7 protein-coding genes are annotated in these 13,943 nt (G+C 68.1%); 3 read left to right on the top strand and 4 right to left on the bottom strand.

Annotated features, from left to right (window positions below; genetic code table 11):
• The first annotated feature begins 169 nt into the window (after positions 1-169).
• A complete protein-coding gene (locus GJG85_RS32290; protein WP_185731848.1) occupies positions 170-577 on the top strand; it encodes a VOC family protein in 408 nt (135 codons plus the stop codon).
• A 120-nt stretch (positions 578-697) separates the two neighbouring features.
• Here the strand turns inward: GJG85_RS32290 and GJG85_RS32295 are convergent, their stop codons facing one another.
• The 4 genes from GJG85_RS32295 to GJG85_RS32310 all read right to left on the bottom strand — a co-directional run bounded on the left by GJG85_RS32295 (position 698) and on the right by GJG85_RS32310 (position 11,108).
• A complete protein-coding gene (locus GJG85_RS32295; RefSeq protein ID WP_204384800.1) occupies positions 698-9,301 on the bottom strand; it encodes an RHS repeat-associated core domain-containing protein in 8,604 nt (2,867 codons plus the stop codon).
• 122 nt (positions 9,302-9,423) lie between these two features.
• Positions 9,424-9,747: a hypothetical protein gene (locus tag GJG85_RS32300; RefSeq protein WP_050015283.1), complete on the bottom strand. Its 324-nt coding sequence runs from the start codon at positions 9,745-9,747 to the stop codon at positions 9,424-9,426.
• A 121-nt stretch (positions 9,748-9,868) separates the two neighbouring features.
• Positions 9,869-10,231 carry a hypothetical protein gene (locus GJG85_RS32305; RefSeq protein ID WP_124592691.1) on the bottom strand — a complete coding sequence of 121 codons (363 nt, stop codon included), beginning with the start codon at positions 10,229-10,231 and terminating at the stop codon, positions 9,869-9,871.
• 490 nt (positions 10,232-10,721) lie between these two features.
• Positions 10,722-11,108 carry a MerR family transcriptional regulator gene (locus GJG85_RS32310; protein ID WP_124630136.1) on the bottom strand — a complete coding sequence of 129 codons (387 nt, stop codon included), beginning with the start codon at positions 11,106-11,108 and terminating at the stop codon, positions 10,722-10,724.
• Between the two features lie 86 nt (positions 11,109-11,194).
• Here GJG85_RS32310 and GJG85_RS32315 point away from each other — a divergent pair, with 86 nt between their 5' ends.
• Together GJG85_RS32315 and GJG85_RS32320 are read left to right on the top strand one after the other, a co-directional pair.
• On the top strand, positions 11,195-12,103 hold the full coding sequence (locus GJG85_RS32315) for an alpha/beta hydrolase (protein ID WP_204384497.1): 909 nt from the start codon (positions 11,195-11,197) through the stop codon (positions 12,101-12,103).
• A gap of 327 nt (positions 12,104-12,430) precedes the next feature.
• On the top strand, positions 12,431-13,858 hold the full coding sequence (locus GJG85_RS32320) for an MFS transporter (RefSeq protein ID WP_089490035.1): 1,428 nt from the start codon (positions 12,431-12,433) through the stop codon (positions 13,856-13,858).
• The last annotated feature ends 85 nt before the right edge of the window (positions 13,859-13,943 follow it).

Raw genomic sequence — 13,943 nt, forward strand, 5'->3', positions numbered from 1 at the left:
TCCGCCGCGATCGTCGCCATCCCGCAACCGACGGCGCGGCAAGGGTTCCACGCGCATCCGGCGGAACGTCCAATGCGAGTTGTGGAATGCGAGCCCGCGCTCGTATTCTGAAGTCCTCGGGCGGCATGGCATGGAGCCTTCGCCCTTCACCGCATCAGAGCGCGCGACCATGACCGACACGACCCACACGATGAAACTCAACCACCTGAGCTTCCCCTCTGCCGACACGCTGGCGACGGCCCGATTCTTCGAGCGATACCTCGGCTTCACGATCGCGGGAAGCTGGGACAAATCGTGGATTCTCAAACGCCCGGGCTTCGACGTCGTGATCGATCACGTCGGCGACGGCGTGCCCGCGTGGCCGACCCATTTCCACGTCGGCTTCGAACTGCCGAGCCTCGAGGCCGTGCAAGCGTTGTTCGCGCGCTTCAAGGAGGAGGGCGTCGCGATGGAGACGGACGTCTTCAACAACGGGCGCGGCTCGCGCTTCTTTTGCCGCGCGCCGGGTGGCGTGATGTTCGAACTGAACACGCGCGCGGACGCCGCGCCGGAATATCGGGGCACCTTCGACGATTGACGTCGGAACAAGCGGATCGGGGAAATCCACCCCACGGGCATAAGAATAGAGCCGCGTAGCGTGCCCGATGCGCGACGGCCGCCACGCGGCCGTCGTCGCCTGTCGCGATGCGCCGCGCCGTCAGCGCGGCTGAAAGCGGATCCATGGCGTCGCATTGTTGGTCGGATAGACGACCCACCAGTGCGCGTACACGTCGACTTGCAGCTCGTTGGCCAGCGCCTGCGCGAAACTGAAGCGGCCGGCCATCCCGGCGAAGCAGGTGACGAGCTTGATCGGCCTGCCCGACGCGGCGGGAAAGTTCCTGTCGATCGCGCCATAGCCCTGCGCGCGCAGGAACCGCGCCAGCGTGGACGCGGAGGTCGGCCGGTTGATCGGCACGCCGTTCTTGGCCGTCCACTCGACCATCGCGCTGCGCGAAATACCGTGCGTCGCGACGACGTCGACGTCGAGGTTGCCGACCCGCGTGAGATTCTGCGCGAACTGCTGCCGCTGCAGATCGGTGGTGAACGCATCCCACGTGGCTTTCACGCTGGTCGTGACCGGATCGTTCGGCATCAGGATCCGCACCTTGCCGACCAGGCCGCTCTGGCCGGGTTCGCTCGGCAAGCCGGGCGCGTTCGGCGGCGGATAGTTCGGGATTTCGCCGGCGTTCTCCAGCGGCGTCGGGTTCACGCCGACCGACGCCTTGCCGGTGAAGAAGGTGAGGTGCGCGCCCGCCGCCATCAGCCCGGCGCCGCCGCCCGCCACCGCGCCGATCGCGATGTTCAGCGCGGTCGCGCGGCTGAAGAACGGCTGCCCGGTCATGCCGGCCGTCACGCCGGCCCCGGCCGCGCCGCCGGCCACGCCGCCCGCGATGCCGGAGACGAGCGACACCGACAGCGTGGTGGCTACCTTGCCCGCGCTCAGGCCGAGCGCCGCGCGCGCGGTCAGTGCGCCGGCGCCGCCGCCCGCGAGCGCGCCGGCCGCGCCGGCCGCCGCACCGGCCAGCGCATCGATGCCGAACTGTTTCCAGCTGATCTGGTCGCCGGTGGCCATGCTCATGAGGTCGCCGGCCATCGACCCGACCGCGCCGGCCACGACGCCCACCAGGATCGCCGCGCCGATGCCGGTGCCGAGCAGCAGCACGCCGGCCACACCCACCGCCAGCGTGACCAGCGCGCCGACGATGATGCCCCACACGTTCATGCCGCTCGGATCGGTGAAGACGAGCGGGTTGTTGCCGACATAGACGTACGGCGACGGCGTTTCCAGCATCGGATCGACGCTGAGGTAGCGGCCGTAGCCCGGGTGGTAGAAGCGCGCGTTGCAGTCGTAGAAACCGGAATCCGCGTCGTAGTTGTGGCCGGTGAACAGGCGCGGCCACGCGAACGGCGCGGCCACCAGCACGGTGGGCTGGCCGTACACGTCGTACTGCCACGCGCCGACGGTCTCGCCGCTCGCGTCGAGCAGCACGCGCACGCTGCCGAGATGGTCGAGCAGCGCGAAGTAGAAGCGCCCGTCGTGCCATGCCACCTGGACGTCGAGCGCGGCGATGAAGCGGGTCGGCGCGCTCGCGCCATTCGCCGCGTCGACCATGAGTTCGCCGTCGGGCATCGACGTCTGGAAGCGCTGCGACGTCGCGCCGCCGCTCGTCCGGGTCAGCGCCGCGCGATTGCCGTCCGCGTCGCGCAGGATCGATAGCGACGCACCGGGGCCGGCGTAGCTGACGGGCCGCCCGGTACCGGCGTCATAGCCGATCTGCCAGCACGTCGCACCCGCGCCGTCGCTCGCGCCGACGATGCCGCCCGCATGGTCGTACGCGAACGTGGTGGTGTCCTGCGCGGCCGTGTAGCCGGTCAGGCGGTTGGTGCCGGCCGCATACGTGTAGCCGGCCGAATCGGCGCCGCGCGTGTGCCGCTCGAAGTTGCCGTTCAGGTCGATCTCCCAGCGTTGCGCGTCGGCGCCGGAACCGAACGCGGTCAGCTGGCCGAGCGAATCCATCGTGGTGCAGGCCGGCCCGACCGACCCGCCGGGCACGTCCGACGTGACGGTCTGTCGTGCGATTTCGCCGTTGTAATAGCCGCCGCCCTCACAGGCGCCGGTGTCGTAGGCGAGCGTTTCCCTGAGCACGCCCCCGGCATCGCTGACTGTGGGCCAGCCGGGCGGCGTGTACGCGAAGCGTCGGGACAGCATCGACGCGCCTTTGCCGTCGGGCAACAGGCGGGTGAGCGCCGGTTTGCCGTTCGGCTCGTACTCGTGCGCGATCAGCACCGTCGTCGTGCCGCCGGTGTCGGCCGCGACCTCGAGCAAGCGGCCGAGCGCGTCGTAACGGCGCAGGCTGACGAGCCCCGTGGTCGAATCCGTGCTCGACAGCAGATTGCCGCCGGCCGACCACGTATTCGCGATGACGCAGTCGCCCGCGGGCGTCCCGGCGAATTGCCGGCGCCGCGCGAGCACGCGCCCGGCCCGGTCGTACGCGACCGTCTCGGTCAAGCCGGCCTGCCCGGCGTCGCCCTGGTTGACCTCCACCTTCCAGAGCCGGCCGGCGAGATGGTCGTCCTGGGTCGCATCCGATCCGTCGCCGTCGTAGTGGCGGCGCACGCTCCAGGTGGGCGACGACGGGGGCCAGTCGGGGTCGTCGGCATGCTGCTGAAGCTGCGCGCGGTCCCACGCGACGGCACAGGTGCCTTCCTCGATCACGCGGCTCAGCGTGTCGTATTTCCGATAGGCGATGTAGCCGCCGTTCAATGCATTGCCGTCGGCGAGGAAGCGCATCAGCCCGGCGCTGCTGTAGACGATCTGCGTGGTGCCGCTGTCGGGATCGGTCGAGCTGAGCCGGTGCCCGGCGAAGTCGTAGTCGGCGGTGCTGCTGCCGGCCGGCACGGCTTTCGTGCCGGCGCCGCCTGCCGCGTACGACGCGGGCGGCACCGACGCGATGGTGCGGCCCTGCGCGTCGTAAATCTGGCTCATGCGCCAGTCGAGGCTGTCGTCGGTGAGCGCGTTCTGCACGACACGGCCGATCAGGTGCTCGGCCGTGTCCGACCAGCTTTGCGTGACCGCGCCGTTGGGATCGACGTCCGTGGTCAGGTGATACTCGCCGATCGGCAGCGGATAGGCGAAGCGCCCCGCGTCGGCGTTGACGCCGTAGCCGCGCGTCGCGTAATGCGTGCTGCCGGGCCGGATCGCATAGTCGTAGCCGGGCTGACCGAACGCCACCGGCCGGCCGAGCGGGGCGTTTTCGTAGACCGTGCGCGCGAACGGATAGCCGCCGGCGTCGGGATGCCACGCGGCGAGCGCGCCCTCGAGCGGCGCGCCTTGCCAGAGGCTGCCGTCGGCGCCGCCGTTGGTCACCAGCCCGTCCTGGTAGACGAACAACGCCTGTGCGCCGGACACCGTGACACGGCTCGTGAGTGCCCGGATCGCGGTGTTGCCGCGATCGTCGTACACGCCGGTGTCGAGCACCGCGCTATCGGCCGATTCGAGCTTCAGCGTCTGCAGGCTGCGCGCGAGGCCATCCCGATACTCGACGCTCAGGCCGACGTCCTCGGCCACGGCCAGCGCCGAGAAGCTGCCGGGCTGCGTCATGCCGAGCTGGATGCCGAACGGGGCGGCGACCGCGGCGTCCGCATATTCGAACACCTTGAGCCCGTCGGCGAAGAACAGCACGCGGCCCGTCACGGCCACCAGCAGCCATTCCCGTGCGGCCGGCGCGCCGCTGTCGGATTGCAGCAGCACGGGGTTCGCGCCGTCGAGCCGCCACAGACGCCAGCCCTGCGCCGGGCTGAAGCCGACGAACCAGGTGCCGGTGCCGAGCACCGCGTCGCCGAGGCTGGCGCGGTCGACCAGCACGCGCGCGGCGATGCTCGCCGCCGCGAAACCGGTGCGTTCGAGCCGCGCGCCGAGCGGCCCGGCCGCTTCGCCGTGATAGCTGAGCAGCCCGCCGCCCGCGCTCCAGTCGGCCGCATTGCCCGACGCGGCCGTGTAGAACGCCAGCGCGCCGTTGCAGAAGCCGTCGTATATGCCGATCCCCTGGCCGTTGACGTTGATCGCCGCGTTCGGCGTGGCGCGCGGAAACGGCGCGGCCGGGCCGATCGTCGTGTCCTGCGCGGCGAACCAGGTCATGCTGATCAAGCTCGGATTGTCCCAGGGGCCGACCGTCACGGACGGCTCGGCGAACGGGTTGTAGAGCGTGCGCGAACGCACGCCGTTCGGCGCGGTGGTGCCGAGCGTGCGCAGCCGTGCGCCGTCGTAGGCGATCGACTGGAACTGGCAGTCGAGCGGCGTGAAGAACACGTCGTCGAGCCGCAGCCACGCCGCGCCGCCCGCCGGCAGTTCGGCCCGAATGCCGAGCGTGACGGTGGCGTTCGCGCCGAGGCCGAGCGACGACGGATCGACGGTCCATTGCTGCGGTTGCCACTGGCCGGCGGTGGGCGCGAGGCGCCGGCTCAACTGCGCGCCGCCCGGCGCGGTGAGCGTCAACGTCACGGTGAAGTCGCTCGCGGTCGCGCCGGGCGGGCTCTTGAACCAGAGGCCGAACAATTGCCGCGCGCGGCCGTCGGTCAGCGTCACGGCACGGGTGAGCGTCGCCGACGCGGTGATCTGCAGGCAGGCGGTGCCGCTGGCCGCGTCGTCGCGATAGACGGCGGCGCCGGCCGGCAGGCTCCAGGTCGGCCGCTGGTAATCCTCGAAACTGTCGTACGCATTGCCGCTGGCCGAATTGACGAAGCCGGCGATGCGAAAGCGCGCTGCATCGTCGAACAGCGAAGCCATCGGCCGGCCGGTGACGTCGTGCGAGAGCAGCACGTTGCCCTCGCCGTCGCGCGTATCGATACGCTCCTCCAGCAGCCAGCCCGCGCCGGGCTGACCGCCGTTCCACGCGGCGAACGGCGGCGCGTTCTCGTCGACCGCGACCCAGCTGTCGGCTTCCGCGAGATAGGTGGTGCCGTCGTCGTGCGCCCAGTTGCGGAAGGTCTGCGCCTTCGCGGCCTGCAACAACCAGCCGCCGTCCGCCTGCACCCGCGTCGATGCGCTGGCCACCGGCGCGAGGATGTGCGCGCTCCACATCGCCGGATAGACCTCGAAACCGAACAGCGACGTGCGCTGCGTGACGTTGAGCTCGCCCCGGCTGTCGTAATAGGCAGTCTGCACCGTGGCCGGATAGCCCGACGCCGCGTTGTACGCATAGGTCATGGTGCGCGCGACGCCCTGCAGGCTCTCGACCGACGTCGCGATCTGCGGCACGGCGTCGTAGAGATTGCGCAGCGTGGCGCCGTTCGCGTCGCTCGCGACCTGGTCGGTGTAGGTCCAGTCGCTGGTGGTGGACGACAGCAGCGTGCCGTCGCGGTCGTACACCGAACTCGACAGCAGCAGGCCGGCCGCCAGCGAGTACGCGTCGTCGACGGGCGCGGCCGTCCCGCGTACGCCGGCGCGGATGCGGCAATCGTCCGGCAACTGCAGCGTCCGCGCGGGCAGGCCGTTGTAGAAATGGCTCGTGGTCCAGCCGTAGCGCTGCGCCTGCGGCGTCTCGCACGCCTGGTATTCGGACACCGTCGAGAATTGCACGATGCTGCCCGACGGATCGGTGTTGGCCGACACGTCCGCGTACGCGTAGCAGCGCAGCATCGTGTCGTAGCCGCTGTCCATCGCGAGCGCGGTCACGACGAAGGCCGCGAGCGGCGCATGCAGCGAGTGATTCGCATAGCGGTGCAGCGTGATGTGGGTCGATGCGTCGATCTCGTTGCCCGACGGGAAGGTCACGAACCCCGACGGAATCGCCGGCAGCTTGCCCGAAATGGCCGTCTCGTAGTGCAGCGTGCTGTTGAGCAGGCGGAACATCTGCTGCCCGGGAAAACGCTCGACCACCGGCTCGCCTTGCGCGTCGCGCAGCAGCCCGCCGTTGCAGAAGAAGCGCACCTGCGTGTCGAGCGGCGCACCGTCGGCGTCGAGCGTCATGAACGCGAGGAAGTCCGGCGCCTGGTTGATGACGGTCGTGCTGTCGAAGCGATCGACGGTGATCTCGCCCAGCCGGAAGCCGGCGAGCGGGTTCCACGCGGGCCAGACCGACCGGCCGTAGAGGTCGCGGTTCTGCGACAGGAACGTGCCGGCCAGCGTCGGGAAGCCCTGCGTCTCGCGGTCCGCGGGCGCCGGGTCCTCGTCCTGCAGCACCTGGGTGACCCACGGCGTGTCGGCGTCGGGATCGAAACTGTCGAGCGCGGCGTAGAGCGCCGACGTCGTGTTCTCCGTCTTCAGCACGCCGAGCTGATCCCACGCGTACCAGTAGAACTGGCGGTTCGCGTCGCTGCCGGGCGCGTACTGGATGCCGGCGAAGTGGTAGGACCAGCTCACGCCGTCGAACACCAGCACGTTCGGGCCCGAGCCGATCAGGCTGTTGCCGGTGATCACCGGGCCGAGCGTCTGCATGAAGGCCGGCGACAGGTTCGTGAAGCCCGGGCCGTCGAATACGTCGGGCAGCGGGCGCAACGCGAGGTTGCCGTAGTCGTCGTCCCACGCGAGCACGGCCAGGCGGTAGTCGAAAGCCTGCACCACGCCGCCCGACGACGCATAGCGGTCGATCCACGCGGCGGCCGCGAAGCCCTGGCCCATCGACAGCTGGAAATACGACGTGGCGCCGACCGCCGGAATCGTGATCGCGTCGGTGTCCAGCGTGCTGCCGAGCCGCCACGCCAGCGTCGCCGCATCGCGGACCATCAGGCTGAAGCGGCCGCGCGCCGTGTCCTCGTCATAGCAGAACACCAGATAGTGATTCGTGGCCGCCGCCACGTACGATTGCGTATTGACGCTGCCGGACGGGCAGCACGTGCCGCTCGCGAGCGCGGGCGCGACGTCCCAGTCGCGCGTCTGCCAGTTCAGCGCGTAGCGGTCGACGCGGCGATCGTCGTCGTCGATCACGACGAAGAAGTCGGCGCCGTTGGCGATCCGCAGTTGCGTGCTGTCGTAGCGGTACGGCGTGGGCGAGCCGGGCTCGCCCGCGAAATGCCAGTCCGCGTTCGCGACCGGCCGGCGCGACGCGAGATAGAGCGTCGATTGCGTGTCGTCGAGGTTGGCCAGCAGCAGCATGAAGCTGTCGGCGCTGGTCGTGGCTACCGTCCGATCGAGATCGAGCGCGCCGTCGAAGCGCTGCCAGTCCGTCCAGGCCGAAATCCAGCGGCCCAGCCACGTGTAGACGTTCACCAGCAGCGCGTTCTCGCTGGCCTCGTACCAGGCGACGACCACGTAGTCGGCGCCGTACCAGATGCGCGGCGCGCCCGGCCGGCTGGCGCCGAACGGATTGTCGACGGTGAGGTTGCGCGAGCCCGGATCGACGTTCTCGTCCGCGCCCACGTCGATCTCGGCGTACGTGTAGCGCAGCACGCCGCCGGTGGGCAGCGTCATCGACGTCATCGCGCCCGGGTTCGGCGCGCCGTCGGCATCGAAGTTGTAGTCGAATGCGATGCCGGGGCGGGCCGCGCCGCCGCTGAAGGTATCGGTCACCCCTTTCAGATAGCGTTTGTAGCAGGCGCCGGTGGCGAGCGGATTGGCTGCGTCGCGCGGCGCGAGCAGGGTCAGGTCGTACCAGTCGAAATCGAGCCGGGTCTGCTGCGCGCCCGAGCCGTCGATCACGTCGACGTGGTCGAGATAGCGCGTCTCGTAACGGTCCTGCCATGCGTTCGGCTGGTCGCCCGGCGCCTGGGCAGGGTCGCCGTGCGCGGCCAGGTATTCCTTCGGCGCGTCGAGCGAGCGGGTGTCGTAGGTCATCGGCTGCCATGCGAACCGGCACGACCAGCCGAGATCGTTTTCCATGCTCGCGATCTGGCATTCGCGCGTGTAAGTCAACGTGCCGTCGCCGACCGCCTGCTCGATCGTGCTGTACGAAAATTCGATCCAGTGCCCGAGCGTATTGCGCAACTGCGCGAGATTCCACGCGAGCGCGTAGCGCTGCTGGTTTTCCGCGCGGCGGCTCGGGCCGACCCAGTTGCCCCAGCGGATGCCCCACTGGATCAGGTTGCGCGCGGCGGCGGCCGCATCCGAGCCGCCGTAAGTGGCGACCGTGCCGTCCGGGCGGACGACTTCCCAGCTGTCCCAGGCCGGGTAGTGCGTGATCTGCCAGAACTGGTAGGGCGCCGTTTCATAGGACTGGCCGTCGGTGGTCACGGTGATCGTGCCGTCCGGTTGCCGGCGCAACAGGTGCGAGCGGCGCAGCGGCGCATCGTCGAGACGCCACTCGTCGGGGCGGCCGGTGGACGCGATCCGCGCGTCGCCGGACGGGCGCCAGCCGTGTCGTTCCAGCGCGGACGCGAGCGGCGCCGGCACGCGGTCGCTCGCGAACAGCGCCGCGGTCGCGGCGTCGTCGAACGCGTCGGCGGGCAGCGTGCCGCGGCTCCACGCCGTCGGGATCGGCACGAGCTGCATCGCCTGGCCCTGGCTCATCAGGTAATACTGGACGTCGAGCGGGCTGCCCGTACCCTGCGTTTCCGCGACGATGCGTTCGAGCGGCATGCTCCAGCCCACGCCGAGCGCGCCGCTCGGGTTCGTGAGGTTCCATTGCGAGACCTGGTCCGCGACGTTGCTCTGGTACAGCAGGGTCAGGTCGAACGCCAGCCCGCCACGTGCCGGCAGCGTCAGCAGCTTGAGCGGAAAGGCGAGATTGCCGCGGAACAGGTTCACGGCGGAACCGAAGCTGCCGGCGTCGAACTGGAGCACGCCCAGGGCGGGGATGTCGGCTTGCTGGCTGGCGCTGGTGGACATGGCGACTCCTCGAGAAAATGGTCCTCGGCCCGAACGGCGGGCGGAGGACCACGAAAGGCACGACTGCAAACCGGACAATGGAACGACGCCGCGCATCGCGGCGATGCGGCGGCGAACGTCGCTTATTGCGCCCAGGCAATGACCGACGCGGTCAACGAGCAACTGCTCGGGTTGAGTTCGTTGTTGCTGTTGTCGATCAGCTGGAGCGAGCCCGTGATGGTCACCGTCGGCGAATTGTTCTGCGTCTGGACCTGCACGCTCGCGCCTACCGTGCGCAGGTGGTGGTCGGTGCTGCCGAACGAGGCCGAGTAACTGGCCACCGACGCGCCGGCCGCAATCACGTTGGTCGGGAAGCTGTAGGTGGTCTGGGCCGTGATGACGCCCGAGTCGGACGGCGTGGCGGTGCTCACGGGAATCGAGATGTTCTGCACGTAGATGGACGGCATGAAAGACTCCTGTCGATCGGTAGGGTGGGGAAACACGCTGCGCGCGAGATGACGCGCACGGGCCGTACGGCGACTGCACGCTGCCGCGACGCGGCGACCCGTCCCGCGCGCGGAATACGGTTCAGGGCAGCGTCACGCCGTGAGAATCGTTCTCGCCGGTCACGCCCGACTGCCATTCGCTGTTGCGGGTCCAGAAGATGTACAGGTACTTGCGCTCGCCCGGCGCCGGATCGCCCCATTGATTGCTGGCGGTGAATACGCGCTGGCCGTTCTTGTAGGCCGCCGCCACCTGGGTCGTGACATCGATGGTCGAGTTGTAGACCCCGTAACCGGCATTTTCGATCGTCGTGGTACTCATTTTCATTCCTTCATCAATATGTGAAATATCGAGGCACGTCTTTTTTAAAGAAATCCCGAATTTATATTGCGCGACCGGTGAAATTCGGGACTCACCGGATTTTTGAAATGAGTATTCCGCGAACATGCCGTCTCGCATTGAAACCCGACGCATGCGCGACGCGATGCGGGTGGACGACGCACGTGACGATGCCGCCCCGGTTCTATCGAAAAACCGTCGGCGGACCTGCGTGGTCGGATGGCTGAATGACGGGAATCAACCGCCAGGCGGCGGTTTGCTGGTAGCGGACATGGATGTGGCCCCCGTTCGGATCACGTCTGTTTTACTTCTTCGTCTTGCATTTCGCCGACGCGCATTTCTTGCATGCCGATGCAAATGCAACTCTCAGTCCTGTTGTTTTGTCGTGCTGCGATTGCGTATTGCGTCGAGTGCAATGGGAGTAAATACCACGCGATTCGGCATGTCAAGGATGCGCTTATAAAAAGCGTTTGTAATCGACCGTCATTGAATAGGCGCGTTTTTGTGGTGGTGCGGCGGCCGCGTATCCTCGCGCGATCCCGGTATGGAGGGGGCCGACGGGTGAGGCGGCGCCCGAGCCGGGCTGGCGAACCGCGCTTCAATCGAGCGGCGGCACCGCGCCATCGCGCAACATCTTGACGAGCCGCGCGCGCCGCTTTTCGAGATCGGCGATCTGGCGGTCGATCGCTTCGAGGCGTTCGCGCTGGACGTCGGTGATCTGGTCGCACGACCGCGCGCCGTCGATCAGCAGCATGCAGTCCGGAAAGCCGCGAATGTCGTCGAGGGTGAAGCCGGTCGCGATCATGCGCTGAATCTGCTTGACCTGCGTCACCGCGTTGTCGGCGAACAGGCGATAGCCGTTGGCCGCGCGCACCGACGCGAGCAGGCCGTGCTCGTCGTAGTGCCGGATCGAGCGCACGCTCGCGCCGGTGAGCTGCGCGAGTTTGCCGATGGTCAGCAGGGGCTGGGTAGGCGGGTTTTTCATGGAAAGCAGGTTAGCACGATCCGCTTGACTCTCACACCAGTGTGAGGGTTGAGACTGGGCGTCCGTTCATGCCTGGAGGAAAAATCGTGACGACCCGAGTGCTGATCCGCTGGCTGATGGCCGTGATCTGGTGGGCGACGCCGTTCGCGTTGGCGTACGACGCGGCCGCCGCGCCGCTGAGCTATACCGTGACGTCGACGGACGGCGTGAAGCTGGCCGTGCAGGAAAGCGGCGACCCCGACGGCGTGCCGGTCATCCTGATCCACGGCCTGCTCGGCAGCCGGCTGAACTGGGACGCGCAGGTCCGGAGCCCCGACCTGCGCGGATTCCGGATCATCACGTACGACCTGCGCGGCCACGGGCTGTCGGACAAGCCGCTCGGCGCGCAACCGTATCGCGACGGAACCCGCTGGGGCGACGATCTCGCCGCGGTCATCGACGGTGCGCATGCGCGCAAACCCGTCGTGGTCGGCTGGTCGCTCGGCGGCGCGGTGATCTCGAACTACCTCGCCAAATACGGCGATCGCGCGATCGCGGGCGCCGTGTATGTCGATGGCGTGGTCGAGCTTGCGCCGGGCCAGATCGTCGATCATCCGGACGTGTACCGGGACATGAATGCGCCGGACCTGAAAACGCATCTCGACGGCGAGCGTACGTTCGTCGGTCTGTGCTTCAACCGTCGGCCGGATGCCGTGACGTTCGAGCGCTTGCTCGCGAACGCGGCGATGGCGTCGTGGGACATGCAAAAGACGATTCCGACGATGTCGGTGTTCGCCGCCGCGGGGCTCGGCAATGCGCGTGTGCCGCTGCTCTTCATCTACGGCGGCCGCGACGCGCTGGTCGATACGCACGCGACGCTGGCTCGCGCGGCCGAGTTGAATCCGCGCATTGCCAGCAAGGTGTACGCGGAGTCGGGGCACGCGCCGTTCATCGAGGAAGCCGAGCGGTTCAATCGCGATCTGGCCGCGTTCGTGCGGTCGGCGTCTGCGCAATGAAGTCGTGTGCCGCGCGGCCCGGAGAGGTCGGGCCGGCGTGACCGGCTAATGTAATGAAGCGCAGGCGATTCGTTAACGAAGGCATTCTCGATTGAACATGCGTGCCGCTGCCAAGCGCCGCCCGCGCAACTTTATGACGCACGCCGATTAATTTATCGGTTTATATCGCTTGGGATTGCCGGACCGGAGGAACAGAATTTCCGCTGCCGGAACCCGGCGACAGCGGCGCCGCGTTCGTTCGACGCCGCGATGGTCGCGCAGGCACTTGCCCGGTTCCCGGCTTCACGACGACCTTGCCATGCATTCGGCATCAAACTAAGGAATCCGATGAGTTCGATCGATCTGAGCCCGGTCACGCCGGTTTCTTCTCCCATCCGCTCGGCCAGCGACGTCGCGCGCCTGATCAATACGGTGGACAGTTCGGTCAGCCACGCACGGATGATCGTGCTGCTGGCGCTCGGCGGCGTGTTTCTCGACGCGTACGACCTGACGACGCTGTCGTACGGCATCGACGACGTCGCGCGCGAATTCGGGCTGACGCCCGCGCTGACCGGGCTGGTCGGTTCGGCGATCATGATCGGCACGATCTTCGGCAGCCTGATCGGCGGCTGGCTGACCGACCGGATCGGCCGCTACCAGGTGTTCATGGCCGACATGCTGTTCTTCGTGGTCGCGGCGATCGCGGCCGGGCTCGCGCCGAATGTCTGGGTGCTGATCGCCGCGCGCTTCGTGATGGGGCTCGGCGTCGGCATCGACCTGCCCGTCGCGATGGCGTTTCTTGCCGAATTCTCGAAGTTCAACGGCCGCGGCAACAAGGCGTCGCGGCTCGCTGCGTGGTGCCCGATGTGGTACGTCGCGTCGTCGGTGTGCTTCCTGTTGATCTTCGGCCTGTATTTCCTGCTGCCGGCCGAGCATGCGGGCTGGCTGTGGCGCGCATCGCTGATTTTCGGCGCGGTGCCGGCGCTCGTCATCATCCTGTTCCGCAACCGCTTCATGAACGAGTCGCCGCTGTGGGCCGCGAATCAGGGCGACCTGGCCAATGCCGCGCGCATCCTGCGCGAGTCGTACGGCATCCACGCGCATGAAGCGGACGATGCGCGACGCGAGCCGAGCCCGCCGCCCGTGCGGATTCGCGTGCTGTTCCAGCGTCCGTATCTGGGGCGCACGATCGTCGCCAGCGTGATGAACCTGTGCATCCCGTTCGAATACACGGCGATCGCGTTCTTCCTGCCGTCGATCCTGTCGCAATTCCTCGGTGCGGGCGTGTTCGAGACGATCGCGGCATCGCTCGCATTGAACGTGCTGTTCGCGTTCACCGGCGGCTTGCTCGGCATGCGTCTCGCATATCGGTATGCGTCGCGTCATGTCGCGATCGCGGGGTTCGCGCTGCAAACGGTCGCGCTCGTCGCGCTGGCGCTCGCAGGCCATCCGCACGGGGCGATCGCGGTCGGCGTCGTGTTGCTGATGCTCGGTACGTGGTTGTTCGCCGAAGGCTTCGGCCCCGGCGCACAGATGATGATCTATCCGACGCTGTCGTATCCGGCCGCGATTCGCGGCACCGGCGTCGGCTTCGGGCGGTCGTTGTGCGGCATCGGCCAGGCGCTGGCGCTGTTCGTGCTGCCGATCCTGCAGGCCCGTCTCGGCACCGACATGTTCTGGGTCGTCGCGATCAGTGCGGTCACGCCGATCGTGTTTCTGCTGATCGTGCGGTACGAACCGACGGCGCATGACGTCGACGACGAAAGCGTGGCGTAAGCGCCGAGGGGGCGTTTACCGCCCCCTCGGAAAACACGAACGGCTTCGTCGAATCGCACGAAGCCGTTTTTACTGAAGCCGGTCG

It is taken from the genome of Burkholderia sp. MS389, from assembly GCF_016899425.1.
In the GTDB taxonomy this organism is placed as follows: domain Bacteria; phylum Pseudomonadota; class Gammaproteobacteria; order Burkholderiales; family Burkholderiaceae; genus Burkholderia; species Burkholderia sola.

Excerpts from the sequence above, each read along its gene's own strand:
- GJG85_RS32295 (WP_204384800.1), bottom strand. The coding sequence starts at position 9,301 with ATGTCCACCAGCGCCAGCCAGCAAGCCGACATCCCCGCCCTGGGCGTG.
- GJG85_RS32300 (WP_050015283.1), bottom strand. The coding sequence starts at position 9,747 with ATGCCGTCCATCTACGTGCAGAACATCTCGATTCCCGTGAGCACCGCC.
- GJG85_RS32310 (WP_124630136.1), bottom strand. The coding sequence starts at position 11,108 with ATGAAAAACCCGCCTACCCAGCCCCTGCTGACCATCGGCAAACTCGCG.
- GJG85_RS32290 (WP_185731848.1), top strand. The coding sequence starts at position 170 with ATGACCGACACGACCCACACGATGAAACTCAACCACCTGAGCTTCCCC.
- GJG85_RS32320 (WP_089490035.1), top strand. The coding sequence starts at position 12,431 with ATGAGTTCGATCGATCTGAGCCCGGTCACGCCGGTTTCTTCTCCCATC.
- GJG85_RS32305 (WP_124592691.1), bottom strand. The coding sequence starts at position 10,231 with ATGTTCGCGGAATACTCATTTCAAAAATCCGGTGAGTCCCGAATTTCA.